The following is a 26851-nucleotide window of genomic DNA, read 5'->3' as shown; positions in this document are numbered from 1 at the left end:
AGCGCCGCTTTCGGGCATCGGTCTGGGCTGGCACGTTATATGTCTCGTCTTCGGCACCGGCGGGTCTCGCCCGCGCAGTGCCGCTTGCGGCTCGGATGTCCATAAATTCACGGAGAGGGAAGTCGATGAACCAAGCCATAGTTCCAGCCCGGCTGCTGCTGATCGCGCTGGCCGGCGTCGCGCTGGCCGCCTGCGCCTCGGGGCCTTTGCACAAGGCGCCCGCCGGCAACGGCGGCAGCATCCACACCGCCGCCATCGGCCAGGCGCCGCCGGCCGAGCCGCCGAGCTTCGGCTCCAAGCCGCTGTCGGAGCTGAACACCCCGGACGCCATCGCCGCCCGCGAGGCGCAGGGGCGTCTGGGTGGCGGCGTCGCCACCCCGCCGCCCGCGTTCCCGGCCTACCCGGATTACCCGGCCGAACCGCCGCCGCCGCCGCTGGAATTCGGCACGCCGCCGCCGGTGCTGGCCTATCCGGCGCCATCGCCATCATCGGCGCCGCCGCGCGTGCCGGTCGCCAGCATGGCCCCGGGCGAGCCGGCCGCCGCCCATGCCCAGGTGAGTGCCTTCAGCAAGGGCGCCAAGGTCAGCGCCCGCCCCGGCGCCGCCCTGCGCCTGCGTCCCAACTCGGCCAGCGAGGCGATCCAGTCGCTGCTGCTGGATACCCCAGTGGTGCTCGACTCGCGCGTCTACAACGCCGAAGGCTACTGGTGGTACGTCACTTCCGGCGCCGATGACGGCTGGGTGGCGCAGAGCGACCTGCTGATCCCGTGAAGCCGCTGGCGCTGGTCTGCGCGCTGGCGCTGCTGCTCGGCGCCTGCATGCGGCAGGCGCCGCTGCCGCCGCCCTCGGGCCGGGCGCCGGTGCTGCGCACGCCCGAGGAGCGGGTGGCGATGGAGGCCGCACGGGAGGCTCCCGCCGCGCCGGTCGCCAGCGCCCCGCTCGCGGCCGGGCTGCCCGCGCGCCTGCGCGAGGCCGCGTTCTTGCGGCCCCAGCCCCTGACCGGTGCGGCGGTGCTGCAAGCGCTGCCGGCGGGCAGCGCGGTGAGCATCCTGGGCGAGATCGACAACGCCGGTGGCCGCTGGAGCAATGTGCGGGTCGGCGATCTGGCCGGCTGGCTGCCGGCCAGCGCCCTGGAGCCCGTGCACTGAAGCCGGCGGGTCCGGCGGCGGGTGTTAGCCTAGTGGCCTTGTTCCGATCTTCGTCGCCGCGCCCTGCCCTGCCGGGGTGTTGGCCGGCCGCTTCCGCATGACTCTCGCCAGCCCCCTATCCCTAGCCGCGACCGCCGCTGTCGGTGCGCCGTTTCTGACCTCGGTCGCCGGGTCGGGCCGGTTGCCGCCGGACGCGCTGGCCTGCCTGCACCACGGCGAGCCGCCGCCGGACGCCGATCCGCGCCGCCTGCGTCTGCCGCTGCCGCGTCTGCACGGCCCGGCCGCCGAGCTGTGGAGCGCCGGCCGGCCGGTGCTGGCGGCGGGCAGCGAGCAGGGCCTGCACTGGGCGCACGACGGCCAGCAGCTGTTCGCCCACCTGAGCGTCGCTGCCGAGGACGTGATCGCTGCCAGCGAGGATGTCTACTGGCGCCTGGAGCGGCTGGTGGTGCACCACGGCTTTCCCTACTGGCTGCGCACCTGGAACTACCTCGCCGGCATCAACGCCGGTGAGGGCGATGGCGAGCGCTACCGGCAGTTCTGCCTGGGGCGCGGTCAGGCGCTGGCGGCGCGCAGCGACTTCGAGCGCCACCTGCCGGCAGCCACCGCCATCGGCAGCGCCGAGCCGGGGCTGGTGGTGGCGGTGCTGGCCGGCCGCAAACCCGGCGTCGCGCTGGAGAACCCGCGCCAGGTCGCCGCCTTCCGTTATCCGCGCCAGTACGGTCCGCGCAGCCCCAGCTTCACCCGCGCCATGCTGCTGCGCGACGAGAGCGGCGCCGGGGCCGCCGCCCGCCTGCTGGTGTCCGGCACTGCCAGCATCGTCGGTCACGCCACCCGCCATGCCGGCGATGTGCTGGCCCAGCTCGACGAGGCGGCGGTGAATGTCGAGGCGCTGCTGCGCCACGCGGCGGTGAGCCACTTCCCCGATGTCGGCGAGCCGATGTGGACGCCGGAAAGCTTCAAGGTCTACCTGCGCCACGCCGAGCACGCCGAGGCAGTGCGCGCGGCCTTCGAGCGCCGGCTGGCGCACGGCCTGCCCTGGACGCTGCTGCAGGGCGACATCTGCCGGCAGGATCTGTTGGTGGAGCTGGAAGCGGTGTATCGCTGGGACGGGCCGGGTTGAGCCCGGCCGGGCCTGCGCTCCTATAGACTTTTGTTGCGCGCTCCCAGAACGGCGCGTCTATGGAGAGAGGAAGGTCCATGAACTATTTCGTCACCGGCGCCACTGGCTTCATCGGCAAGTTCCTGCTGGAAAAACTGCTCGCCCGCGAGGGCGCCAAGGTTCACGTGCTGGTGCGTCCGTCCTCGGTCGCCAAGTTCGAGGAGCTCAAGGAGCGCTACGGCGAGGCCGGCAAGAAGCTGGTGATGGTGCCGGGCGACATTACCGAGCCGGGCCTGGTCTCGCCCGCCGATTTCAAGAAGCTGGCCGGCAAGATCGACCACGTCTTCCACCTCGCTGCGGTCTACGACATGACCATGAGCGACGAGCAGGGCGACCGCATCAACAACGAGGGCACGCGCAACCTGGTCGCCTTCGTCAACGATCTCGGTGGTCCGGTGCGCCTGCACCATGTCTCCAGCGTTGCGGTGGCCGGCAGCGACTATGTGGGCATCTTCAAGGAGACCATGTTCGACGAGGGGCAGACCACCAATCACCCCTATTACCGCACCAAGTTCCAGAGCGAGGCCATCGTCCGCAACGAGTGCGCGGCGCCTTGGCGCATCTACCGTCCGGGCGTGGTCGTCGGCCACAGCGAGACCGGCGAGATGGACAAGATCGACGGCCCCTACTACTTCGCCAAGGCGATCCAGAAGATCAGCTACAAGGTGCCGAAGTGGCTGCCGCTGCTGGGCATCGAGGGCGGCAAGGTGGCGATCGCGCCGGTGGACTACGTGGCGGCGGCGATGGACGCCATTGCCCACATGCCAAAGCTCGACGGCCAGTGCTTCCACCTGATGCAGTCGCAGTCGCCGACCGTCGGCGATCTGCTGCAATGCTTCCTGGAGGCGGCGCACGGCCCGGAGTTCGGGGCGCGGCTCGACATCCCGGCGCTGCCGGCTTCGGTGAAGAAGTTCATGGGCCGGGTCGGCAAGTCGATCTCCGGCCGCAACGAGCAGAAGATCGCCGATGCCCTGGGCGTGCCGCTGTCGGTGCTCGGCTATGCCTTCAACCAGGCGGTGTTCGACGACCGCGAGGCGCGCCGCGCGCTCAAGGGGACTGGCATTGTCTGCCCGGACATCAAGCACTACGCCGACAAGCTCTGGCAGTACTGGGAGCTGCAGCTGGATCTGAAGGTGAAGATCCCGCCGCGCCTGCGCCAGAAGCTGTCCGGCAAGGTGGTGCTGATTACCGGAGCCTCTTCCGGCATTGGTTTCGCGGCCGCCAAGAAGATCGCCGCTGCCGGCGCCAAGGTGATCCTGGTGGCGCGCACCCGCGACAAGCTGGAGGAAACCAAGGCGATCCTGGAGAAGGCCGGCGGCGAGGCGCATGTCTACCCCTGCGACCTCAACAGCCTGACCGACATCGACCGCATGAGCGCCGAGGTGCTGCGCGACTTCGGTCATGTCGATGTGCTGATCAACAACGCCGGCCGCTCGATCCGCCGCGCGGTGTTCGAGAGCTTCGACCGCTTCCATGACTTTGAGCGCACCATGCAGCTCAACTACTTCGGCGCGGTGCGGCTGATCATGAATCTGCTGCCGGCGATGGCCAAGCAGAAGAGCGGCCACATCATCAACATCAGCTCTATCGGCGTGCTCGCCAATGCCGCGCGCTTCTCCGCCTACGTCGCCAGCAAGGCCGCGCTCGATGCCTATACCCGCTGCCTGTCGGCGGAGGTGAAGGCGCGCAACATCCACACCACGGCGATCTACATGCCGCTGGTGCGCACGCCGATGATCGCGCCGACCAAGATGTACGACTACATCCCGACCTGGAGTCCGGAAGATGCTGCCGACACCGTGGTCAAGGCCATCCTCGACCGGCCGAAGAGCATCGCCACCACGGTCGGCACCGCTGCGGCAGTGAGCTATGCGATCTGGCCCAAGGCCAACGACTGGGTGCTGTCCAAGGGCTTCCAGCTGTTCCCCTCGTCGAGCGCCGCCAAGGGCAAGAAGGACGGCGGCGAGAAGCTCACCCTCGAACAAACGGTATTCGCCAACATCTTCAAGGGTGAGCATTGGTGAAGTGGCGACACGGCGTTTCCAACAAGAAGGGGGCCAACGGCCCCCTTCTTGGTTGGAATGGGTGCGGGAGCCACTTCTGGGCGGCGTAGCCGCCGTGGCGACGGGACGAACTTGCCGGAAGCGATGGCCAACGGCCCCCTTCTTGTTGGAATGGGTGCGGGAGCCACTTCTGGGCGGCGTAGCCGCCGTGGCGACGGGACGAACTTGCCGGAAGCGATGGCCAACGGCCCCCTTCTTGTTGGAATGGGTGCGGGAGCCACTTCTGGGCGGCGCAGCCGCCGTGGCGATGGGACGAACTCGCTGGAAGCGACGGCCAACGGCCCCCTTCTTGTTGGAATGGGTGCGGGAGCCACTTCTGGGCGGCGCAGCCGCCGTGGCGACGGGACGAGCCTGCCCGGGGCGACGGCCAGCGGCTACGTTCTTTTTGCAGTCAGCGCCCGCGCGCTCTAGCCCGCTTCACACCGCCAAGCCCCGACCGCCCTTCTACAATCGCGCAATGCCGTCAAAGAACTCCCGCCGCCTGCGATGGGCGCTGCTGATCGCGCTGGCCCTGCATGCGCTGCTGGCCTGGCAGTACGCCGGTGATCTGCGTGCGCGGGTGGCGGCGGCGCTGCAGCCGGAGACGGTCCGCGAGACCGTGGTGCAGCTGGCGCCGGAGCCGCCCCTGCCGCCGAGCAAGCGCTGGGAACTGGCCACCAAGCTCAGCAGCCGCTCGCCGGAGGACCTGCCGCCGCCGCTGCCCGACAACTTCTTCCCCAAGCCGGCGCCGCCGGGGCGTGGTTTCCTGAGCCTGAGCACGAAGCTTTCCGGCGCCTCCCTGAGCGCGGCGCTGACTGCGGCCATCGTCCCCGAGGTGGTGCGGCTGCCGGATGTCGAGGCGCGCGGCGCGCCAGCGCGGACGCCGCGTCCCGCCCGCGCGGCGCGGGCCGCGCCACCGCCGGCCAGCCCCTTGCTGGCGGCGGCGACGCCCGAGGACGCGGAGGAGTTGCCGCTCCCGCTCCCGCAGGCGCCGCTGCGCCTGCCGACCCAACAGGACGAAGCGGAGCTGGATCTCGCCATCCGTCGCGCCGCCGAGGAGGCCCAGCGCAGTGCGCGGGTGGAACTGCCGTCGCGCACCAGTCCCGATCTGCGCGGCCTGCTGCCGCCGCAGGGGCCGCTGGCGCCGACCCCGCCGCCGGCAAGCCGCAAGCCGCTGGTCGAACCGCGCCCGTTGCCACCAGCGGCGCCGGCCGGCATCACCACCTATCCGCTGGACGCGCCGCCGGCGCCCGAGGCCAGCGCGTCCGGCGCTGAGTCTGGCGGTGACTACACCCGCAACCGCGCCGAGTATTTCGCGCGCCTCACGGCACAGCTCAAGGCCACCAACCAGCGCGCCCTGGCGGAAGCGGTGAAGGCCACGCCTCGGATGACGGTGCGGATGAAGTTCGTGGTCGACCGCCGTGGCGCGGTGCTCGATATCTACGCCTCGGAAACGGTGCCGGCCGAAGCCGCGCGGCGCGCGGCGGACATCGTGCGCGCGGCGGCGCCGTTTCCGCGCATCCCGGAATCCATGGTGCAGCCGCGTCTCGAGCTGAGCTATCCGGTGGAGATCTACCGCTAGCCGGCCACCGCCGCCCCAGGCCTCGATGCGCTACTGCGCAGCTAATGACCGCAGGGCAAAGTCCGCAGCCGCTGCGCGGGGGCGGCGGCTGCGAACCGGCGGCGTCCTAGCCGCCGCGCCGCTTGGCAACGCCTTCGGCGAGGGTCGCCAGCAGGGCTTCGGTGTCGTCCCAGGCAATGCAGGCGTCGGTGATGCTCTGGCCGTAGTTGAGGCTGACGCCCGGCTTGATGTCCTGGCGGCCGGCGACCAGATGGCTTTCGATCATCACGCCGGTGACGCGCCGCTCGCCGGCGGCCAGGCGCTGGGCGACGTCGTGGCCGACCTCGATCTGCTTCTGGTGCTGCTTCTGGCTGTTGGCGTGGCTGAAGTCGATCATCAGCTGCTCGCGCAGGCCGGCCTTCTTCAGCTCGGCGCAGGCGGCATCGACGCTGGCGGCGTCGAAGTTGGGGCCGCGATTGCCGCCGCGCAGGATCAGGTGGCAGTCGGGGTTGCCACGGGTCTGGAAGATCGCCACCTGGCCGGTCTGGGTGAGCGACAGGAAGCGGTGCGGATGGCTGGCCGAGAGACAGGCATCGACCGCGATCTTGACGCTGCCGTCGGTGCCGTTCTTGAAGCCCACCGGGCAGGACAGGCCGCTGGCCATCTCGCGGTGCAACTGGCTCTCGGTGGTGCGCGCGCCGATCGCGCCCCAGCTGACCAGGTCGGCCAGGTACTGCGGCGTGAGGATGTCGAGAAACTCCACGCCCGCCGGCATGCCACGGGTATTCAGCGTCAGCAGCAACTCGCGCGCGGTGCGCAGGCCACGGTCGATCTGGAAGCTGTCGTCCAGGCCGGGGTCGTTGATCAGGCCTTTCCAGCCGACCGTGGTACGCGGCTTCTCGAAGTACACGCGCATCACGATCAGCAACTCGCCGGCGTAACGGTCGCGGGCGAGGGCGAGCTTGCTGGCGTACTCCAGCGCCGCCTGGGTGTCGTGGATCGAGCAGGGGCCGACGATCACCAGCAGGCGGTCGTCCTCGCCGGAGAGCACGCGCTGGATGGCGGCGCGGGCGACGGCGACGGTATTGGCGGCGGCTTCCAGCAGCGGCAGCTCGGCCTGCACCTGGGCAGGGGTGGAGACGGGACTGACGGAGGCGATCCGCAGATTTTCAGTGACCAGCTTCATTGCAGCGGAGGTTCGTGGCGCCGTTGTGGACAAATGGCGCGCGATGATAGCGGAAGCGAATGACCCCCGGCCTCGTCCGGCTGATAGGCTTTACTCCCGCCCTCAATTCAAACTTGCTATCCATGCGCGCTGCCCTGTTCGCTGCTTCGCTGCTTGCCGCTGGTGCCGCCCAGGCCGAGGGCTATGCGCTGTTTAACCAGTCCAGCCTGGCGCGCGCTGCGGCGCTGCCGGCGCTGAATGCCGCGCCGGTGCTGGCGGCCGGGGAGTCGCGGACGCAGATCGCGCTGGACTGGTCCAGCGAGTACTACGAGGCGCAGTCCGGCGCCGAGAGCCTGAGCCTGGATGCCGAAACCCAGCGCTACGCATTGCGCTACCGGCGCGGCTTCGGCGGCAGCGTGGTGTCGGTGAACGGCTGGGAATGGGGGCTGGAGCTGCCCCTGCTCAGCAGCGGCGGCGGCAGCCTGGATTCGCTGATCGAGAACTGGCACGACGCCTTCGGCCTGCCCAATGGCGGCCGCGAGAACGCGCCGCGCGATCGCTACCTGATCCGCTACCAGCGAAACGGGCAGACCTTGCTGAATCTGAGCGAGGGCGACAGCGGCCTCGGCGACGCCCGCCTGAGCCTGGCGGCGGCGCTCGGCGAGCGCTGGGTCGTGCGCGCTCTGCTGCAACTGCCCACCGGCGACGCCGACCGTTTGAGCGGCGGGCATGCCGGCGGCGCGCTCTGGGCCGACTACAGCCTCGGGCTGGGCGAGACCGAGCGCTACCGGCTGAGTCTTTCCGGTGGTCTCTCCGCCAGCGCGACTGGTGGTCCGCTGGGCGAGTTGCAACAGCCCCTGGTGGCGGTGGCGGGCGCCAGCTTCAGCGGCCCCTTGTGGCCGTCCCTGCTGGGCGCCACCGAGGCGGTTGTGCAACTCGACGCGCACAGCGCCCTGTATCAGGACTCCGAACTGGAGCCGCTCGGCGATGACAGCCTGCAACTGGCCTTCGGCCTGCGCCTGCCCACCAGGCTCGGCCGGCTGGAGCTGGCGATCCAGGAAGACCTCGCGGTTTACACCGCGCCCGACTTCACGCTGCACTTCGCGCTGGCCTTCGGCGGCGGCCAGTAAAAACCCCGGCGGGCGCGTCGCCCGTCGGGGTCGGATGATCTGCGCCGTCGGCTTAGGGCAGATCGAACAGCAGCAGTTCGGAGTCGGTCTCGGCGACCAGCGCCAGCACCGACTCGCCCTCGATCAGCGCGGCGTCGCCGGACGACAGCGTCTGCTCGCCCAGCCGCACTTCGCCGCGCGCCAGGTGCAGGTAGTGACGGCGGCCGGTGCGCAGCGGCTGCTCGATCGCGCTGCCGGCTTTCGGCCAGGCCAGCGACAGCCCGGCGTCGGCGTGGATGTGGAACGGCGCCGCTTCCGCACCCGTCTCGTTGGCCGGCGCCACCGCCCGCACGAAGCCCTGCGACAGGGTTTCGGCGTCCAGGGCCGACTGCTCGTAGCCCGGCTTCACGCCCACTTCATTGGGCTCGATCCAGATCTGCAGCAGGTGCAAAGGCTCGCTGTAGCTGCCATTCATCTCGCTGTGGCGGATGCCGCTGCCGGCGTGCATCACCTGCAGCTCGCCGTGGCGGATCAGACCGGAGCCGCCGGTGGAGTCCTGGTGGCGCACGGTGCCAGACAGCGGGTAGGTGATGATCTCCATGTCGCGGTGGCCGTGGGTCGCGAAGCCGGTGCCGGGCGCGACGCGGTCCTCGTTGATGACGCGCAGATTGGAGTAGCCCATCCAGCGGCGGTCGTAGTACTCGGAAAACGAGAAGCTGTGGCGGGCCTCCAGCCAGCCGTGTTCGGCATGGCCTCGGTCGGCGGAGCGGCGGAGCTGGATCACGGTAATTCTCCAAAAGTTTTGAAGCTGTGAAAGCAATATAGGCTTGACCAATGCCGCTCTAAAGCGGAAGGTTTTGAGCCGATAGTTCAATGCTGTTGAACCCGAGAGATTCGCCATGCGCCTGACCCTGGACGCCCTGCTGGCCCTCGATGCCATCGCCACCGAAGGCAGCTTCGCCAAGGCCGCCGAGGCTTTGCACAAGGTGCCCTCGGCGCTGACCTACACCATGCAGAAGCTGGAGTCCGACCTCGACGTGCAGTTGTTCGACCGCAGCGGCAAGCGCGCGGTGCTGACGCCGATTGGCCGCATGCTGCTGGAACAGGGCCGCGATCTGCTGCGCCAGGCCGAGGGCGTGGAGCGGCGCATCAAGCGTCTGGGCGAGGGTTGGGAGCCGCAGTTGAGCATCGCGGTGGACAACGTGGTGCCGATGCAGTGGCTGTTCCCGATCATCCGCGAGTTCGATGCGCTGGGCTGCACCACCCGCCTGAAGCTGACCCAGGAAATCCTCGGCGGCGGCTGGGATGCGCTGATCGACCGCCGCGCCGACCTCGCCATTGGTGTGCCCGGCGAGCCGCCGGGCGGCTTCGGCCTGGTCAGTCGCGAATGGATACAGATCGAGGCCTTCGTGTTCGTGATGGCGCCCGGGCATCCGCTGGCGGCCCTGCCGGAGCCGCTGCGCTCCAGCGACATTGCCCGCCACCGGGCGGTGGTGGTGTCCGACTCCTCGCGGCGCATCGAGGCGCGGACGGTGAACCTGCAGCCGGCACAGGAGACGCTGCATGTGCCGAACCTGGAAGCCAAGATCGCGGCGCAGCTGGCCGGCCTAGGCGTCGGCTTCGTGCCTTCGCACCTGGCGGCGGAGCATCTGCGCGCCGGGCGGCTGGTCAGCCGCGAGGTCGAGGGTGGTCGCTCGGCGAGCGCGCTGCGGGTGGCCTGGCGCACCGCCGAGGACGGCCGGGCGCTGGCCTGGTTCCGCGACCGCATCCTGTCTGCGGGGCAGGGGCCGCAGGCCCCCTTCCAGGCCTAGCCTGGGCGGCTAAGCGGCTAAGCGGCTAAGCGGCTAAGCGGCTAAGCGGCTAAGCGGCTAAGCGGCTAAGCGGCTAAGCGGCTAAGCGGCTAAGCGGCTAAGCGGCTGAGTGACTGAGTGACTGAGTGGTGGCGTGATGGCGTGATGGGGCCGAGGCGCGCTGATGTGCGGCTGCGAGGGGCTTGCACGATTTGTTTGTGAAACGATATAACATTATCAGGTCGCCACTCAGCCCTTCCTGGATTGCTCATGCCACTCCCTTCCTTCTTCCGTCCCGCACCGCTGGCGCTTGCTGCGGCGGCTTTTCCCACGCTGTGGATTGCGCCCCTCCATGCTGCCGACGAGGCTTCGCCGGTGGTGCTGGAGCGGGTGACCGTCCAGGCCTCGCCGTTCAAGGGCGACCCGGACGCGCTGGTGCAGCCGGTGGAGGTGCTCCAGGGCGCCGAGCTGGACCGCAAGCGCCGGTCCACGCTGGGCGAAGTGCTGGAGGGCGAGCTGGGTGTCTCGACCACCGATTTCGGTCCTGGGGTCGGCCGGCCGGTGATTCGCGGCCTGGGCGGTTCGCGGGTGCTGGTGCTCAGCGACGGTCTCTCGGCCATGGACGTGTCCTCGGTGTCCGACGATCACGCAGTGTCGATTGATCCCGGCCACGCCGAGCAGGTGGAGATCATCAAGGGACCGGCCTCGCTGATCTACGGCTCCGCCGCTTCGGCCGGTGTGGTCAATGTCGTCGATGGCCGCCTCGCCGAGCAGGTCAGCCCGGGCCTCGGCAACGAGACTGAGTTGAGCTACGGCGACAACGGCCGCGACTTCACCGGCCGCACCGAGCTGAACTACGGCCAGGGCAAGAACCAGTTCCATGCCGACTTCTCCGGCCGTTCCACCGACCTGTTCCGTATCCCCGGCAACTCCGCCAGCGACGGCAGCGGCACCGAGGGGCGGGTGCCCAACAGCCAGGTCGAGAGTCAATCGGGCGCCCTGAGCTATTCGCGGGTCGGCGAGACCGGTCTGCTCGCCGCTTCGCTGTCCAGCTTCGCCAGCCAGTACGGCCTGCCCGCCGAGCCCACCGCCTACATCGACGCCAAGCAGACCCGCTTCGACGCCAAGGGAGTGCTGCAGGACCCGTTGCCGGGCTGGACGCGCCTGCGTGCGCGGCTGGGCGTGAATGTCTATACCCACACCGAGTTCGAGGCGCCGGGCGAGCCCGGGACCAAGTTCTACAACCAGGAGCAGGAACTGCGCGTCGAGGCCGAGCACGCGCCCCTGGGCCGCTTCCACGGCGTGGTCGGCGTGCAGGCCAATCACCGCCTGTTCGACGCGCGCGGCGACGAGGCGCTGACGCCCAAGACCGAATCCGACCAGATCGGATTGTTCGTGGTCGAGCGCATGCCGTTCCAGTGGCTGGTGCCCGGCCAACTGGAGGTGGGCGCGCGGGTAGAGTCGGCCCAGCACGCGCCGGTGGCCAGCAAGATCGACCCGCGCAGCGGCCTGCCCTCGCCCGACCGCGACTATCTGCCGATCAGCCTGTCGGCCGGCGGGCTGTTCAATCTCGACGCCCAGACCCATCTGCGCCTCAACCTCGCCCGCTCCGAACGGGCGCCGACGCCGGAAGAGCTATATGCCTTCGGGCCGCATGGGGCGACTGGGGTGTACGAGCGCGGCAACCAGGATCTACGCAAGGAAGTCGCCAGCAATTTCGAAGTGGGGCTGGACCGCCACGCCGGCCGCTGGACCTGGACCGCCAATGCCTACTACGAACAGATCCGCAACTTCGTGTATCTGGTCGAGGCGCCGGCCGACGGCCGAAATGCCGACGGCAGCGATTCTGGCGAGACGCCAGCGCCGGGGCAGAGCGTGGCGCTGGTCGACCCGGAAGGCAGCTTCCTGCGCGCCGACGCCGCCGGCGACGAGGCCTTCGTGCTGGCCGACTATCGCCAGGCCGACGCCCGCTTCTACGGCGCCGAAGCCGAGGCACGCTACAAGTTTCTGGCTGGGCCGGTGAAACTCAGTGGCCGGGTATTCGGCGATCTGGTGCGTGGCGCCCTGAAGGACGGCGGCGATCTGCCGCGCATCACCCCGCCGCGTTACGGGCTGGGGCTCGATGCCAGCCACGGTGGCCTCTCGGGCGAGCTGACGCTGACCCAGGTCGCGGATCAGAACCACTACGCGCTGGACGGTCCGACCGCCGGCTATCGCCTGCTGTCGGCGGATCTCTCCTACCGGTTGCCGCTGGCCGGCACCGAGACCACTTGGTTCCTGCGCGGCCGCAACCTGCTGGACGAGGAAGCGCGCCGCGCCACCTCCTTCCTCAAGGACGTCTACCCGCTGCCGGGACGCAGTCTCTACGTCGGCGTCAATCTGCGCTTCGGCTGAGCGATGAGCGCGGCCTGACCGCGCTAGTTGAGCAGCAAGCCCGCCTCATTCAGGCGGCGCTCGAAGTCCTCGGCCAGCTTGGGGAACGCCGCCAGCAGCTTGGCCGAGCGCGGCGCCTCGCTCTGTAGTCGGGCGAGGGCGCTGTCGACGCTGACGAACAGCTCGCGAATCGCGGCGGCGGTGGGTGCCTTGGTCTGCATCACCGCCGTCGGCAGTTGCGCGCTGCCGGCCTGGGCATTGGCGCTCAAGGCGGCGTTGATGGCATCCATCGCCCGGGTCTGCTCGGACAGCCGCTGCAGAACCCGCTGTTCCAGCGCCGCGATCGGCGCCTGCAGACGGGCGCGGCGCTGCTCGATCTCCACCCGCGCCGCCGGAATCAGATCCATCGCCAGCGCCGGGTCTGCCGGCTTGGCGCCGGTCTTGCCGCGACTGCGATTGTTCTTCAGCACCTGCCGGACCTCGGGGCGGGTCGCGAGATTGTCGAGGAAGACCGGGGTCCAGACGTTGTCGATGAAGCGGTCCGCCTCGGCGCGCTTGGCGCGAAACAGCGCCTGCACCAGGGCGGCCTGGGTTTGCTCGGCGGACTGGATGCGGGTGGCCAGGGCGTCGTTGAGCGCCGGCGTCGGCGGGCTGGCCGGGCGTACCAAGGCGCAGGCCGAGAGGCTGGCGGCGGTGGCCAGCAGCAGGCCGGTGCGGAGGAGGGTAAGGCGATACATCGGGGCGATCTCCAAGGGAATGCCCCGAGCTTAAGCCATGCGCCGCGCTAGCCGCCGGCCGGACGGCGCCAGGCCGCGCGTGCCGTGTCGAACAGCGCGAAGACCAGCAGTGCGGCACCAATCGGCGTGGCGATGATCGCCAGCGAAGGATCGCTCTCGCCATTGCCGATGCCGCCGAGCAGGAAGCCGGCCGGCACCAGGGCGGCGCCCCAGCGCAAGGCCCAGGCGCCGCGCGCCGCCGCCGGCAGCCTGGGCAGTACCACTACCCAGACCAGATTGAGCAGCGCCAGTAGGGCGCCGTGGGCATGGCCCAGCACCCAGAGTTCGCGGCGCAGGTGGTGGTCGAGATACCAGGGCGCCTTGATCAGATGCAGGAACTCCAGCGACAGGCCGCCGAGCAGGAACAGCAGCAGGGCGCTTGTCCCGTAGCGCAGCTGGGCGCGGATCGCCGTTTCCAGCGCGGCCTGGGCGGCGGGCGCCGTTGGGGCGGGTTTCTGGGCCATACGCTTACTCTCCGATATTGATGGCGCGGCCGTCGGCCTGGGCGCGCAGCTCGGCGATTCGTGCGGCGTCGCCGCCGCCGTCGCCGAGCAGCAGGCCGCCCATCCGGTCGACGACCGGAGCCGGCCGGAATTGACTGCGAATCACAGTCAGCACCTCGGCGCGTCGCGGCGCCTCGGCGATGAAGTCGAACTGGCCCAGGGCCAGCTGCAGGCGGTTGTCGCCGAGCACGCTCGCTGTCTGCCGCGCCGATAGCCAGGCAAAGCGCCGGACGGCGGGGTAGCGGTCCTCCATGGCGGCGAACAGCAGCGGCAGTTGGGCATGACGCGCCACCGGGGTCAGTGCGCTGTCCTCGGCACCCGCCAGGCGTGCCGCCACCGCGCGCTGTACCGGATCGCCCGCGAACAGCTGTCGCAGGTTCTCCGGGAGTGCCGTGGTCGGCACCGCGACGCCCGCCTCGCCGCGCCACTGTTGCAAAGCGGCCTGCGCCCAGTCGGCGCTGCGGTCGCCGTGGCAGCCGGTGCAGGCATCCGGCCGCTGGGCGGTGGCGTTGGCGACGGGCGCGGGATTCTGGATGCGGTGGCTGCGGTGGATCTCCATCACCCCATAGGCGAGCTTGGGCATGTGGCAATCGACGCAGTTGGTCTTCGCGCCGCTGGCGGCGTGCTGCCGGTGCGCGGGCAGTGCTTGCTCGATGCCCTGGTGGCAGCCCTGGCAGGCCGCCCCCTGGCGGTTTTCAGCGCTGATCATCCCGGCGGGATCGCCGCCGTGCGCGGAATGGCAGCCGATGCAGGTAGCACCGCCCTGGGTATAGCAGCTCGATTGCATCAGCCCTTGCAGTTCGTAGGCGGACAGCCGTGGAGTGCCGTCCTGCCAGAAGCGCAGCTTGAAGGTATCGGGATCGCCCGCCGGCACCGGGGTGTCGCGGGTGACCAGTCGGACATGGGCCTGCAGGTCGTCGCCGGCCCGGTAGGTCGGGCCACGGCTCAGCCAGCGGTCCACCAGCTCCGGCCGCGCTGGCAGGCGCTGGCCGTGGCACTGGCCGCAGACCTGGGCGGCGCGCTCCGGGCTCAGACGGCGGGGATTGACGATGCTGGGATCGGCGCGCTGGCTCAGGTGCAGCCAGTAGCGGCGCACCGGATTGCGGTTGGCGGCCGCGTGCTGGGCGCCGGGGCCGTGGCAGGTCTCGCAGGCGATGCCCAGTTCCGCGACCTGGCTGTCCCAGTGCGCCTCGTTCAGGTAGTTGAAGCGCTCGCCGCGCTTGAGCCGCTGGAACAGCTCATCGGCGTTGGTGATACGCGGTTCCGGGCCGGTGTTGTGGCAGTAGATGCAGTTGGGGTTCCAGGTCGCCGCGTGCTGGTCGAAGCGCTGGGCGTCGTCGTAGAGGAAGGCGCCGTTGTAGTGGATCCAGCGCTGCTCGCCGTTGTGCCAGATCAGCGGCAGGCGCTGGTAGCGGCCGCCCGGGGCTGCGGCCAGGTATTGCTGGTAGCGGTGCGAACCGACCGTGCGCGCCACCGGCACCGTGGCCCCGACCCGGCCACGGCGGTCCAGGTACTCGAACACGAACTCGCCGTTCTTCCGGGTCGGCCGTACCGGTTGGCCCCAGTAGCTCACCACCTGTCCATCGAAGGCGCCCTGCACCGACTTGGCGCTGGCTTCCTGGGTCATGGTCCGGTGGTAGGTACGGCTCCAGCTGGCGTGATGGTCGGCATGGCAGGACTGGCAGCCGGTGGAGCCGAGATAGCCGAACTCGTCGCGCGGCGCCGGCTGCTCCAGTCCCTGTCTGGCGCTCCAGGCCCAGCCGCCCAGTGCCAGCAGGCAGGGCAGGGCCAGCAGCGACAGCAGCAGGTAGCGACGGCGCGATCCCCGCATCCGTTCAGCCTGGGCCGGCCCGGGCGGCAGTCAGCGAGGCGGGCTCAGGCGGCGGTCGCGCGCCGCCCCTGGCGGAGTACCTGTTCGAAATAAGGGATCGCCTTGGTCAGGCCCTCGCGCAGCGACACCTTGGGTTCCCAGGCCAGTTTTTCCTTGGCGAGGCGGATGTCCGGGCGACGCTGCTTGGGGTCGTCTGGCGGCAGCGGCTGATGCACCAGGCTGCTCTTGGAGTGGGTCAACTCAATGACCAGCTGCGCCAGCTCGATCATGGTGAACTCGCCGGGGTTACCGAGATTGATCGGGCCGGTGATGCCGGCGGGCGAGTCCATCAGGCGCATGAAGCCTTCCACCAGGTCGTCGACATAGCAGAACGAACGGGTCTGCAGGCCTTCCCCATAGATGGTGATCGGCCGGCCCAGCAGCGCCTGCATGATGAAGTTGCTGACCACGCGGCCATCGTTGGGGTGCATCTTCGGCCCGTAGGTGTTGAAGATGCGCGCCACCTTGATGTCGACCTTGTGCTGGCGGTGGTAATCAAAGAACAGGGTCTCCGCGCAGCGCTTGCCTTCGTCGTAGCAGGAGCGGTAGCCGATCGGATTGACATGGCCCCAGTAGCTTTCCGGCTGCGGATGCACTTCCGGGTCGCCGTAGACCTCGCTGGTGGAGGCCTGGAAGATCCGGCACTTCATGCGCTTGGCCAGGCCCAGCATGTTGATCGCGCCGTGCACCGAGGTCTTGGTGGTCTGCACCGGGTCGAACTGGTAGTGGATCGGGCTGGCCGGGCAGGCCAGGTTGTAGATCTGGTCCACTTCCACATATAGCGGCATGGTGATGTCGTGCCGCATCAGCTCGAAGCGTGGATGGGTCAGCAGCGACTCGATGTTGGCGCGGCTGCCGGTGTAGAAGTTGTCGACGCAGAGCACCTCGTCGCCGCGCGCCAGCAGGCGCTCGCAGAGGTGGGAGCCGATGAAACCGGCGCCGCCGGTGACCATGATCCGCTGCGGACCGAATTCGCGTTGAGTGCGCACCTTGGAATTTCCCCTGGGCTGGATTGCCGTTTGTGGCGGTAATTGTAGTGCGCGCCTTGCCTCCACCGTCCGGCTCTGGGGACAATAGGCGACAAAGTTGTACCTCCCGCCGTCCGCCGAGCCCGCGCATGACCTCCCGTTTCGAACTTGCCAACGCCATCCGTGCGCTGGCCATGGATGCTGTCCAGAAGGCCAATTCCGGCCACCCCGGAATGCCGATGGGTATGGCCGACATCGCCGAGGTGCTGTGGAACGACGTGCTCAACCACAACCCCGCCGACCCGAACTGGTTCAACCGCGACCGCTTCGTGGTCAGCAACGGCCATGGCTCGATGCTGCTGTACGCGCTGCTGCACCTGTCCGGCTACGACCTGCCGATCGGCGAGCTGCAGAACTTCCGCCAGCTGCACTCCAAGACGCCGGGTCACCCGGAATACGGCATGACCCCGGGGGTGGAGACCACCACCGGTCCGCTCGGACAGGGCATCGCGATGGCGGTCGGCATGGCCATCGCCGAGGCCAATCTGGCGGCCAAGTACAACCGCGACGGCCTGCCTCTGGTCGATCACCGCACCTACGTCTTTGCCGGCGACGGCTGCCTGATGGAGGGCATCAGTCACGAGGCCTGCTCGCTGGCCGGTGCGCTGGGCCTGGGCAAGCTGGTGGTGTTCTACGACGACAACAACATCTCCATCGACGGCGAGGTGCACGGCTGGTTCCGCGATGACACCCCGGCCCGCTTCGAGGCCTACGGTTGGCAGGTGGTGCGCAACGTCAACGGCCACGACGCCAAAGAAATCCAGCTGGCGCTGGACACCGCGCGCAAGTCCAGCGACCGTCCGACGCTGGTCTGTTGCAAGACCATCATCGGCTTCGGTTCGCCCGCCAAGCAGGGCAAGGAGTCCAGCCACGGCGCGCCGCTGGGTGCGGAAGAAATCGCCAAGACCCGCGAGCAACTGGGCTGGAAGTACGGCCCGTTCGAGATTCCCGCCGAGGTCTACGCGGCCTACGACGCTCGCGCCAAGGGCGCGGCCAAGCAGCAGGCCTGGAATGGCGTGTTCGACGCCTACGCGAAGCAGTTTCCGGCCGAAGCCGCAGAGTTCCAGCGGCGGATCCAGGGCGCCCTGCCGGCCGACTGGCGCGGCTTCGCCGACGCCCTGATCGCCGAGCAGGCCAAGGCGGACAAACCCAACGCCACCCGCAAGTCCAGCAAGGCGGTGATCGAGGCTCTGGCCGCCAAGCTGCCGGAGCTGTTCGGCGGCTCCGCCGACCTCTCGGAGTCCAACGGCACCGACTTCAAGGGCCATGTTTCGCTGCGCCACGGCAGCCTGGGTGGCAACTACGTCAACTACGGCGTGCGTGAATTCGCCATGTCGGCGGCGATGAATGGCCAATACCTGCATGGCGGCTTGCGGCCCTTCGGCGGCACCTTCCTGGTGTTCTCCGACTACGCGCGCAACGCCCTGCGGCTGTCGGCGCTGATGAAGCTGGGGGTGATCTATGTCTACACCCACGACTCGGTCGCCCTCGGCGAGGACGGCCCCACCCACCAGCCGGTGGAACACCTCGCGACGCTGCGGCTGATCCCCAACGTGCAGCTTTGGCGCCCGGCCGATGCCTTCGAGACTGCGGTGGCCTGGACCGCCGCCCTGGAGCACCAGACCGGCCCCTCGTTGCTGATCCTCACCCGCCAGAACCTGCCGCCGCAGGCGCACGCTGGCGATCACGCAGCCCTGGCTGCGCGCGGTGGCTACGTGCTGTGGGAGCCGGCCGAGGCGCCGCAGGCGGTGATCCTCGCCACCGGCTCGGAAGTGCCGCTGGCGGTGGACGCCGCCAAGGCGCTGGCCGCCAAGGGCAAGCCGGTGCGGGTGGTGTCGCTGCCCTGCGTCGAACGCTTCCTGGCCCAGGACGCCGACTACCGCAAGGCGGTGCTGCCGGACGGCCTCAAGCGGCTGGCGGTGGAGGCGGGCGTCAGCCACTACTGGCGCGGACTCGCCGATGCGGTGCTCGGGATCGACAGCTTTGGCGAGTCGGCACCGATGGCGGCGGTGCTCAAACACTTCGGATTCACCGTGGAGAATGTCGAGGCGCGTGTCCTCTCGCTACTGGCATAGGCGTTGCTAGTAGGCCTGGACCCGGCGCCCGTCGGTTGCTGCCTGCTCGCGAAGCCCATACCATCGCGCTCTACGCACCAATTTGGCGCACCGCGCCCACGCGCCTTTCGGCGCTTTTCTTGAAACCTCTTTATCGGGAGTGTCTCTCGTGGATCCGACCACCGCCGCTGCTGCTGTTACCAATATGTCCTTCACCCACCTGTTCATGCAGTCGACGCCGCTGGTCAAGGGCGTGATGCTGCTGCTGGTGCTGTTCTCGGTGTGGAGCTGGGCCGTGGCCTTCATCAAGTGGTTCGACTTCAAGAAGTCGAAGGCCGCCCTGGATGGCCTCGAAGACGCGCTTGAAAGCGGCGATGTTGATGGCCTGATCAGCCACAGCCAGGCTTCGACGCATCCGATCGCCGATGTGTTCAAGGCCGGCGTCGCCGAGTGGAAGGACGGCTCCGGTGAACACGAGCACGAAGGTCTGCACGAAGTGCGCGACCGCATCGCCACCGCCATGCGCCTGGAAGCCAGCAACGAAGCCCGTCGCATGCAGTTCATGCTGCCGTTCCTGGCCTCGGTGGGTTCGTCCTCGCCCTTCATCGGCCTGTTCGGCACCGTCTGGGGCATCATGAACACCTTCACCCAGATCGGCGCGATGAAGGACACCTCGCTGTCCACCGTCGCTCCCGGCATCGCCGAAGCGCTGTTCGCCACCGGTATCGGTCTGGCCGCCGCCATTCCGGCCATCCTGGCCTACAACAAGTTCACCACCGACCTCTCCCGCTACAACGGCCGCCTCGCCACCGCCATCGGCGTGTTCTCGGGCAAGCTGTCCAAGCGCAAGCCGGCCTGAAGCGGCGTCAAGCCGCTTCCTTCTGAGTTTCCGGGAGACCCGTCATGGGCATGAACGTCAAATCCTCCGAGGATGATGACGACGGCAGCGTGATGTCCGAAATCAACGTGACGCCCCTCGTGGACGTCATGCTGGTGCTGCTGATCATCTTCATCGTCACCGCGCCACTGGCGTTGTCCACCGTTCCGGTCAAGCTGCCCAAGGCTGACCTCGACGAGATGGGCAAGCCGGTGGATCCCCTGGTCCTGTCGCTGGATCTGCAGGGGCAGTACTACTTCGAGGAAAACCACCGCACTTCCACCTTCACCGAGGCCGAGTTGCCGGCCCGACTGCAGGACGCGTTCTCGCGTTACAAGCAGTTCTCCGGCAAGGATCGTTTTCCGGTGGTCTACGTCCGCGCCGATAACGCGGCCGAGTACGGCAAGGTGTATTCCATCATCAAGAAGCTCGCCGAGACCGGGTTCTACCGGGTGTCGCTGATGTCGGAGGCGCCGCAGTAATGCGCCTGCCGAAATCGGAGAAACCATGAGCAGAAAACGTCCATTGATGAGCAAGCAGGCGCTGAGCTTCGGCATCGGCGCCACGGTGATCGTGCACATCCTCATCGCCATCGTCCTGATCAAGGGCATGGTGAGCCAGGGCGTGTTCGAGGATAAGAAGCCGCGCAAGATTCCGGTCGCGATCCAGCTGCCGCCACCGCCGCCGCCACCCCCTCCGCCGCCACCGCCGCCGAAGCCGCCACCGCCGCCGCCGCCGAAGGAGCCGCCGCCGCCGCAGCCCAACACCCCGCCGCCGCCCGCGCCTGAAATCGCGGTCGAAGCGCCTGTGAAGCCCAGCGAGCCGGTGGTGTCTGCCACGCCCGCGCCGCCTGCTCCGCCGGCCCCGCCGGCGCCGGCTGCACCGCAGGTGGCGACCCAGGTGAGTGCCGACTACTTCAACCGCATCCACGCGCTGCTGTCGAAGAATGTCCAGTACCCGCCCAAGGCCGTGCAGGATGGTCTGGAAGGCGAGTGCCAGGTGCAGATCACCTTCGACCGCTCCGGCGTGATCAGCAATTCCGTGCTGGTGCGCAAGACTGGGCATTCCAGCCTGGATCGCGCCTGTCTGGATGCGGTGTCGCGCGCCGGCCGCTTCCCGCCGGTGTCGCCGACCGAGGCGCCCGGCACCCCGTACTTCTCGGTGGTGCTGCCGGTCAGCTTCAAACTGGACGACGAGGGCTGGTAACCGCCCGCAGTGGTCACAGGTGTTGCAGAAAGGGCCCGCAAGGGCCCTTTCTGTTGGGGGTGCGTCAGGTCGCGGTGGGGCGCTAAAATAGCCGGCTATCGGCGCACGTCGCGCCTGTTTTCACGCACCAGGGAAGCTTCCATGACCGTCAAAGTAGGTATCAATGGTTTCGGCCGCATCGGCCGTAACGTGCTCCGCGCCGCCGTGCAGAACTTCGGTGGCGACATCGAGATCGTCGCGATCAACGACCTGCTGGAGCCGGACTACCTGGCCTACATGCTCAAGTACGACTCCGTGCACGGCCACTTCAAGGGCGAGATCGCCATCGAAGGCGGTGCGCTGCTGATCAACGGCAAGAAGATCCGCCTGACCCAGGAACGTGACCCGGCCAACCTGAAGTGGGCCGACGTCGGCGCCGATGTGGTCATCGAATCCACCGGTCTGTTCCTCGACAAGGCCACCGCCCAGAAGCACCTCGACGCCGGCGCCAAGAAGGTGATCCTGTCGGCGCCGTCCAAGGACGACACCCCGATGTTCGTCTACGGCGTCAACCACAAGACCTACGCTGGCCAGGCGATCATCTCCAACGCCTCCTGCACCACCAACTGCCTGGCCCCGCTCGCCAAGGTGCTGCACGACAAGTGGGGCATCAAGCGCGGCCTGATGACCACGGTGCACGCCACCACCGCCACCCAGAAGACCGTCGATGGTCCGTCCAGCAAGGACTGGCGCGGTGGTCGCGGTATCCTCGAGAACATCATTCCGTCCTCCACCGGCGCCGCCAAGGCCGTCGGCGTGGTGATCCCGGAACTCAACAAGAAGCTCACCGGCATGTCCTTCCGCGTGCCGACCTCCGACGTCTCGGTGGTAGACCTCACCGCCGAGCTGGAGAAGGAAGCCAGCTACGAAGAGATCAAGGCCGAGATGAAGGCCCAGAGCGAAGGCGCCCTCAAGGGCATCCTCGGCTACACCGAGGACAAGGTGGTCGCCACCGATTTCCGTGGCGACGCCCGCACCTCGATCTTCGACGCCGACGCCGGCATCGCGCTCGACAAGACCTTCGTCAAGCTGGTGAGCTGGTACGACAACGAGTGGGGTTACTCCAACAAGTGCCTGGAGATGGTCCGCGTCGTCGCTGGCAAGTAAGCGCCGGACACCACCGAAAAGCCCCGTTCTCAAGCGGGGCTTTTCACTTTGCTGGGCAGGATGCCCGAATGCCGCAGGCGCAGGATGCGCGGGAGCGGCGCTCTTTCACACAGGGAATACCCATGACCGTCCTTCGCATGACCGACCTGGACCTCGCCGGCAAGCGCCTGCTGATCCGCCAGGATCTCAACGTCCCCATCGCCAACGGCAAGATCAGTTCCGACGCCCGCCTGCGGGCCTCGCTGCCCACCCTCAAGCTGGCGCTGGAGCGCGGCGCTTCGGTGATCGTCATCAGCCATCTTGGTCGGCCCAAGGCCGGCAAGTTCGACCCGGACAGCTCGCTGACCCCTGTCGCCGGCTGGTTGTCGGAGCACCTCGGCCGCAGCGTGCCCATCGTCACCAACTGGATCGACGGCGTGGCGCTGGAGCCGGGGCAGATCGTGCTCGGTGAGAACACCCGCTTCCTCAAGGGTGAGAAGGAAGATGACGAGGCCTTGTCGAAGAAGATGGCCGCGCTTTGCGACATCTATGTGATGGATGCCTTCGGCACCGCACACCGCGCCGAGTGCTCGACCCACGGCGTCGGCAAGTTCGCGCCGGTGGCCTGCGCCGGCCCGCTGTTGGCCGCCGAACTCGACGCCCTGGGCAAGGCCCTGGCGACTCCCAAGCGGCCGCTGGCGGTGATCGTTGGCGGCAGCAAGGTCTCCACCAAGCTGGACCTGCTCAACAGCCTCGCCGACGTCGCCGATCAGCTGATCGTCGGTGGCGGCATCGCCAACACCTTCCTGGCGGCGACCGGCAAGCCGGTCGGCAAGTCGCTGTACGAGAAGGACATGGTCGACGTTGCGAAGTCGATTCTGGCCAAGATCCGCGCCCGTGGCGGCGACATTCCGCTGCCCATCGACGTGGTGACCGCCACCGAATTCTCGGCAGAGGCGCATGCCCACACCCGTCTGGTTGACGAGGTCGAGGCCGATGAGCTGATTCTCGACATCGGTCCCAAGACGGCGGCTCTGCTGGCCGAAAAACTCAAGAACTGCGGCACCATCGTCTGGAACGGCCCGGTCGGCGTGTTCGAGTTCGACAGCTTCGCGGCCGGCACCCGTACCCTGGCCAAGGCGATTGCCGAATCCTCGGCGTTCTCGCTCGCCGGCGGCGGCGACACCCTGGCAGCGATGGACAAGTTCGGGGTCTACGACCAGCTCAGCTATGTCTCGACCGGCGGCGGTGCTTTCCTGGAGTTTCTGGAAGGCAAGAAATTGCCGGCGGTGGCGATGCTGGAAGCGCGCGCTACGGGCTGAGCCGCAGCCAAAAAAATGGGCCGGTCGGGGTAGCTCCCAACCGGCCCTTTTATTTGCCTTCGAGCTTACTCGTCGGTCTTTTCGCGCGCGGCGAGGTTGGCGTTCAACTCGGTGACGTAGGCGTTGAATTCGGTCTGGGCAGCGACGGCTGCGTCGGCATGCGCCTTGGAGATTGCGTTGTGCTCGTCCACCACCGCTTTGCGGGCGTTGACATAGGCTTTGACGCAGTCCTGATAGCTCTTGTTATCGGCATTGAGCTTTTCGGATTCCTTCTTGCTCAGGGCCTTGGTCGGCGGCAGCAGCACGGGGCGCGTGCAGTTCATCGGCGCGACACTGATCGCAGCCGGCTCCGGTGCCTGAGCCCAGAGCGCGGAGGAAGACAGCAGCAGGCCGAAGGCAAACAGCTTTTTCATGTGGGTTTCCTTTAAGGATGACCTAATAACGATACCACTGCCTCCGGGCCCCGGCGATGGCGCGCGCCAGCACCTGCGCTAGACTCCGACGGTCACCATTCACCGAGACTTGCCCGTGCGCTTTACCGGCTCTGATAACTACGTCGCCACCGCCGATCTGATGCTGGCGGTCAATGCTGCCGTGACCTTGCAGCGGCCGCTGCTGGTCAAGGGCGAGCCGGGTACCGGCAAGACCCAGCTGGCGCGTGAGATTGCCAGGGCGCTGGGCGCACCGTTTCTGGAGTGGGGCATCAAGTCCACCACCAAGGCCCAGCATGGGCTGTACGAGTACGACGCGGTGGCGCGTCTGCGCGACGCCCAGCTGGGCGAGGCCAAGGCGCAGAACATCTCCAACTACATCGTCAAGGGCAAGCTCTGGGAGTGCTTCGAGAGCGCGCAGCGCCCGGTGCTGCTGATCGACGAGATCGACAAGGCCGACATCGAGTTCCCCAACGATCTGCTGCGCGAGCTCGACCAGATGGAGTTCTACGTCCACGAGACCCGGCAGACCATCAAGGCCACGCAGCGGCCGATCATCCTCATCACCTCCAACAACGAGAAGGAGCTGCCGGACGCATTTCTGCGCCGCTGCTTCTTCCACTACATCCGCTTCCCCGACGCCGAGACCATGGGGAAGATCGTCGATGTGCACTTCCCTGAGCTGAAGAAGAACCTGATCAACGATGCCCTGGCGGTGTTCTTCGGCCTGCGCGAGATCCCGGGCCTCAAGAAGAAGCCCTCGACCTCCGAGCTGCTCGACTGGCTGAAGCTGCTGGTCGCCGAGGACATCCCCGCCGACGCCCTGCGCGAGACCGCCAGCAAGAAGACTCTGCCGCCGCTCTACGGCGCCCTGCTCAAGAACGAGGCGGACGTGCACCTGTTCGAGCGGGTTGCCTTCATGGCCCGACGCAACGGCTGACCGCCCTGCGGATTGCGGTGACGGCTATCGCTGCCGAGCGCTGAGCGGGGGGGGGCGACTCAGCTCCAGTTTTCCACCGCGCCGTCGACCTGTCGCCACAGGTACCAGCAGGCCACCGAGCGGTAGGGCGTCCAAGGAGCGGTGATCTTCAAGGTCTTGCGATCATCCAGCGGCTTGAACTTGCCGTCGCGCCCGCGCCGCGAATAGAGGGCGTTGATGCTGTTGCGCAGGCCGACGTCGCCCAGCGAAAACACGTCGATGCGATCAAACGCGAAGATCAGCATCATCTCCGCCGTCCAGGGGCCGATGCCGGGCAGGGCATCGAGGGCGGCGGCCAGCTCCGCATTCTTCAGTTGCGCCAGTTGCTTCGGGTCAAAGCGCCCGTCGGCGCTGCGCGCCGCCAGCTCCAGCAGCCACCGGGCCTTGGCATTGGACAGTCCGCAGGCGCGCAGTGCCTCCTGGCCGACCCCGTCGAAGTGGGCGTGCGTGAAGGCCGTCGCCGGCGCCTCCAGGAGCTTCGCCACCCGTGCCTGGATGGTGTCGGCCGCCTTGGCCGACAGTTGCTGGCCGATGATGGAGGCACAGAGCACGTGAAACGGAGCGCGGTGCTTGCGGCCCAGCGTGCAGGGGCCGTGTTCGGCAATGAGCCGGGCCAGGATCGGGTCGGCCGCCGCCAGGTGGGCTTCGGCGGCGCGCAGGATTGAGGGGGCGATCATCGCGGATGGCGGGCGTAGAATTCGGACCATGCTATTCACATTCTTCGCCGCCGTCCGCGCCGCCGGGGTCAAGGCCTCGCTGTCGGAATTCCTGACCCTGCTGGACGCCATGTCCCGGCATCTGGCGATGTTCTCGCTGGACGAGTTCTACGTGCTTTCGCGCACCGCCCTGGTGAAGGACGAAGCACACTACGACCGCTTCGACCGCGCTTTCTCCGCCTATTTCAAAGGCGTGGAGGCGGTGACTGGCGAGTTGTTCGGCAGCGTCCCCGAGGACTGGCTGAAGAAGCAGTTCGAGCGGACCCTGAGCGAGGAGGAGCGCGCGGCGATCCAGAAACTGGGCGGGCTCGACGAGCTGATGAAGACGCTCAAGGACCGCCTGGCCGAGCAGAAGGAGGCCCACCACGGCGGTAGCAAGTGGGTGGGCACCGGCGGCACCTCGCCGTTCGGCAATTCCGGCGCCAATCCGGAAGGCGTTCGCATCGGCGGCAAGGGTGGTGGTGGCAGCGCGGTTAAGGTTTGGGAAAAGCGCGAGTTCAAGAATCTTGACGACTCCCTGGAGCTGGGCACCCGCAATATCAAGGTGGCGCTGCGTCGCCTGCGCAAATTCGCGCGTGAGGGCATGCCGGACATCCTCGATCTCGATGGCACCATCGAAGGCACCGCCAAGAATGCCGGTTGGCTGGACCTGCGGATGCAGCCCGAGCGGCGCAACACCGTGAAGGTGCTGTTGTTCCTCGACATCGGCGGCTCCATGGATCCGCATGTGAAGGTCTGCGAGGAGCTGTTCTCCGCCGCCAAGGGGGAGTTCAAGCATTTCGAGCACTTCTACTTCCACAACTTCGTCTACGAGAGCGTCTGGAAGGACAACCTGCGCCGACACAGTGAGCGCATTCCTCTCTATGACGTGATCCGCAAGCACACCCCGGACACCAAGCTGGTGTTCGTCGGTGACGCCACGATGAGCCCCTACGAGATCGGCCAGTCCGGCGGCAGCGTCGAGCACTGGAACGAGGAGTCCGGCGCCACCTGGTTCGAGCGCCTCACCAAGCAGTTTCCGCACACCATCTGGATCAATCCCACCCCGGCGGAGTACTGGAGCCACACCTCTTCGATCAACATGGTCAATCAGCTGCTGGGCGAAAATCGGATGTTCCCGATGACGCTCAAGGGCCTGGAGTCCGCCATGAAGCGCTTGTCCAGCAAGTAAACTCGGCGCTCCATAACCAAGGAGGAGACGCACGATGGCTGCTTACCACGCCCTGCTGGGCTTTACCGGCTGGACTTTGCTGCTGGTGGTACTGGTGTTTGCCTACCGCGGGGTGCGTCTGCTGACTGGCACGCCGATCAACAGCTGGACCCGGGGCGCCAAGACGGTGGAAGACCCGGTGTTCATGAAGCGGGTCGAGGACGCGCACGCCAACGCCCTGGAAAATCTGCCGATCTTCGCGGTCCTGGTCCTGAGCGCCGCCGCGCTCGGCAAGCTGGAGGCCATCAATGCCCTGGCGCCCTACGTGCTGTACGCGCGCGTCGGCCAGAGCCTGGTGCATCTCTCCGGCACCAACCAGCTGCAGGTGCTGATCCGCGCCGGCTTCTGGGGTGCGCAGCTGGCTCTGTTCTTCCTGATGCTGGTGAAGCTGTTCGCGTGATCTCGGCG

At 68.0% G+C, this 26851-nt stretch carries 25 protein-coding genes; 17 read left to right on the top strand and 8 right to left on the bottom strand.

The genetic code is table 11. The annotated features are described in order from the left end of the window. The first annotated feature begins 125 nt into the window (after positions 1-125). The 5 genes from ED208_RS07240 (at position 126) to ED208_RS07220 (ending at position 5930) form a co-directional block, all read left to right on the top strand. Positions 126-770, top strand: a complete 645-nt coding sequence (locus tag ED208_RS07240) for an SH3 domain-containing protein (RefSeq protein WP_123211196.1) — start codon at positions 126-128, stop codon at positions 768-770. Beyond that, a complete protein-coding gene (locus ED208_RS07235; RefSeq protein ID WP_123211195.1) occupies positions 767-1147 on the top strand; it encodes an SH3 domain-containing protein in 381 nt (126 codons plus the stop codon). The genes ED208_RS07240 and ED208_RS07235 overlap by 4 nt, the downstream gene beginning before the upstream one ends. Before the next feature lie 97 nt (positions 1148-1244). Further along, a complete protein-coding gene (locus ED208_RS07230; protein WP_148044711.1) occupies positions 1245-2267 on the top strand; it encodes a chorismate transformation FkbO/Hyg5 family protein in 1023 nt (340 codons plus the stop codon). Positions 2268-2344: 77 nt separating this feature from the next. Beyond that, positions 2345-4330 carry an SDR family oxidoreductase gene (locus tag ED208_RS07225; protein WP_123211193.1) on the top strand — a complete coding sequence of 662 codons (1986 nt, stop codon included), beginning with the start codon at positions 2345-2347 and terminating at the stop codon, positions 4328-4330. Between the two features lie 496 nt (positions 4331-4826). Then, complete coding sequence (locus tag ED208_RS07220; protein WP_123211192.1) at positions 4827-5930, top strand: hypothetical protein; 1104 nt, start codon at positions 4827-4829, stop codon at positions 5928-5930. Between the two features lie 106 nt (positions 5931-6036). On the opposite strand, the gene ED208_RS07215 is transcribed toward ED208_RS07220, so the two are convergent. Then, positions 6037-7095 carry a 3-deoxy-7-phosphoheptulonate synthase gene (locus tag ED208_RS07215; RefSeq protein WP_123211191.1) on the bottom strand — a complete coding sequence of 353 codons (1059 nt, stop codon included), beginning with the start codon at positions 7093-7095 and terminating at the stop codon, positions 6037-6039. Positions 7096-7217: 122 nt separating this feature from the next. Between ED208_RS07215 and ED208_RS07210 the strand changes: the two genes are divergently transcribed. Further along, the gene (locus tag ED208_RS07210; protein WP_158608477.1) at positions 7218-8204 is read left to right on the top strand and encodes a DUF3187 family protein; all 987 of its coding nucleotides are present in this window, start codon (positions 7218-7220) and stop codon (positions 8202-8204) included. 52 nt (positions 8205-8256) lie between these two features. Here ED208_RS07210 and ED208_RS07205 read toward each other — a convergent pair whose 3' ends face one another. Then, positions 8257-8967: a pirin family protein gene (locus ED208_RS07205; protein ID WP_123211189.1), complete on the bottom strand. Its 711-nt coding sequence runs from the start codon at positions 8965-8967 to the stop codon at positions 8257-8259. A gap of 115 nt (positions 8968-9082) precedes the next feature. Between ED208_RS07205 and ED208_RS07200 the strand changes: the two genes are divergently transcribed. Both ED208_RS07200 and ED208_RS07195 read left to right on the top strand, forming a co-directional pair. Next, the gene (locus ED208_RS07200; protein WP_123211188.1) at positions 9083-9994 is read left to right on the top strand and encodes a LysR family transcriptional regulator; all 912 of its coding nucleotides are present in this window, start codon (positions 9083-9085) and stop codon (positions 9992-9994) included. Positions 9995-10243: 249 nt separating this feature from the next. After that, on the top strand, positions 10244-12367 hold the full coding sequence (locus ED208_RS07195) for a TonB-dependent receptor (RefSeq protein ID WP_123211187.1): 2124 nt from the start codon (positions 10244-10246) through the stop codon (positions 12365-12367). 23 nt (positions 12368-12390) lie between these two features. Here the strand turns inward: ED208_RS07195 and ED208_RS07190 are convergent, their stop codons facing one another. Genes ED208_RS07190 through ED208_RS07175 form a run of 4 tightly spaced genes read right to left on the bottom strand, consistent with a single transcriptional unit; the run spans position 12391 to position 16448 of the window. Continuing rightward, positions 12391-13083, bottom strand: coding sequence for a hypothetical protein (locus ED208_RS07190; protein ID WP_123211186.1), 693 nt, complete (start codon positions 13081-13083; stop codon positions 12391-12393). A gap of 47 nt (positions 13084-13130) precedes the next feature. After that, the gene (locus ED208_RS07185) at positions 13131-13586 is read right to left on the bottom strand and encodes a hypothetical protein (RefSeq protein WP_123211185.1); all 456 of its coding nucleotides are present in this window, start codon (positions 13584-13586) and stop codon (positions 13131-13133) included. Between the two features lie 4 nt (positions 13587-13590). Then, a complete protein-coding gene (locus ED208_RS07180; RefSeq protein ID WP_123211184.1) occupies positions 13591-15456 on the bottom strand; it encodes an ammonia-forming cytochrome c nitrite reductase subunit c552 in 1866 nt (621 codons plus the stop codon). Between the two features lie 44 nt (positions 15457-15500). Beyond that, positions 15501-16448 (bottom strand): UDP-glucuronic acid decarboxylase family protein, encoded by a 948-nt coding sequence (locus tag ED208_RS07175; RefSeq protein ID WP_123211237.1) that lies wholly within the window; start codon positions 16446-16448, stop codon positions 15501-15503. Positions 16449-16612: 164 nt separating this feature from the next. Here ED208_RS07175 and tkt point away from each other — a divergent pair, with 164 nt between their 5' ends. The 6 genes from tkt to ED208_RS07145 all read left to right on the top strand — a co-directional run bounded on the left by tkt (position 16613) and on the right by ED208_RS07145 (position 23107). After that, on the top strand, positions 16613-18598 hold the full coding sequence (gene tkt / locus ED208_RS07170; protein ID WP_123211183.1) for a transketolase: 1986 nt from the start codon (positions 16613-16615) through the stop codon (positions 18596-18598). A gap of 148 nt (positions 18599-18746) precedes the next feature. Continuing rightward, positions 18747-19436 carry a MotA/TolQ/ExbB proton channel family protein gene (locus tag ED208_RS07165; RefSeq protein WP_199720536.1) on the top strand — a complete coding sequence of 230 codons (690 nt, stop codon included), beginning with the start codon at positions 18747-18749 and terminating at the stop codon, positions 19434-19436. A gap of 44 nt (positions 19437-19480) precedes the next feature. Continuing rightward, positions 19481-19936: an ExbD/TolR family protein gene (locus ED208_RS07160; RefSeq protein WP_123211181.1), complete on the top strand. Its 456-nt coding sequence runs from the start codon at positions 19481-19483 to the stop codon at positions 19934-19936. A 25-nt stretch (positions 19937-19961) separates the two neighbouring features. Beyond that, positions 19962-20660: an energy transducer TonB gene (locus tag ED208_RS17680; RefSeq protein ID WP_148044710.1), complete on the top strand. Its 699-nt coding sequence runs from the start codon at positions 19962-19964 to the stop codon at positions 20658-20660. A 141-nt stretch (positions 20661-20801) separates the two neighbouring features. After that, positions 20802-21806 (top strand): type I glyceraldehyde-3-phosphate dehydrogenase, encoded by a 1005-nt coding sequence (gene gap / locus ED208_RS07150; protein WP_123211179.1) that lies wholly within the window; start codon positions 20802-20804, stop codon positions 21804-21806. 122 nt (positions 21807-21928) lie between these two features. Then, on the top strand, positions 21929-23107 hold the full coding sequence (locus ED208_RS07145; RefSeq protein ID WP_123211178.1) for a phosphoglycerate kinase: 1179 nt from the start codon (positions 21929-21931) through the stop codon (positions 23105-23107). A gap of 65 nt (positions 23108-23172) precedes the next feature. Here ED208_RS07145 and ED208_RS07140 read toward each other — a convergent pair whose 3' ends face one another. Then, complete coding sequence (locus ED208_RS07140; RefSeq protein WP_123211177.1) at positions 23173-23520, bottom strand: hypothetical protein; 348 nt, start codon at positions 23518-23520, stop codon at positions 23173-23175. Between the two features lie 115 nt (positions 23521-23635). Between ED208_RS07140 and ED208_RS07135 the strand changes: the two genes are divergently transcribed. After that, positions 23636-24478 carry an AAA family ATPase gene (locus tag ED208_RS07135; protein ID WP_199720535.1) on the top strand — a complete coding sequence of 281 codons (843 nt, stop codon included), beginning with the start codon at positions 23636-23638 and terminating at the stop codon, positions 24476-24478. A 59-nt stretch (positions 24479-24537) separates the two neighbouring features. Here ED208_RS07135 and ED208_RS07130 read toward each other — a convergent pair whose 3' ends face one another. After that, positions 24538-25194 carry a DNA-3-methyladenine glycosylase family protein gene (locus tag ED208_RS07130; RefSeq protein WP_123211176.1) on the bottom strand — a complete coding sequence of 219 codons (657 nt, stop codon included), beginning with the start codon at positions 25192-25194 and terminating at the stop codon, positions 24538-24540. A 28-nt stretch (positions 25195-25222) separates the two neighbouring features. On the opposite strand from ED208_RS07130, the gene ED208_RS07125 reads away from it, so the two are divergent. Both ED208_RS07125 and ED208_RS07120 read left to right on the top strand, forming a co-directional pair. Continuing rightward, positions 25223-26404, top strand: a complete 1182-nt coding sequence (locus ED208_RS07125) for a vWA domain-containing protein (protein WP_123211175.1) — start codon at positions 25223-25225, stop codon at positions 26402-26404. A 34-nt stretch (positions 26405-26438) separates the two neighbouring features. Then, entirely contained in the window at positions 26439-26843 is a 405-nt protein-coding gene (locus ED208_RS07120; protein WP_123211174.1) for an MAPEG family protein, read from the top strand. The last annotated feature ends 8 nt before the right edge of the window (positions 26844-26851 follow it).

It is taken from the genome of Stagnimonas aquatica, assembly GCF_003730135.1.
Classification (GTDB): Bacteria; Pseudomonadota; Gammaproteobacteria; order Nevskiales; family Nevskiaceae; genus Stagnimonas; species Stagnimonas aquatica.
Note: the sequence above shows the minus strand (reverse complement) of the source record. Positions and strands in the feature narration are given on the sequence as shown.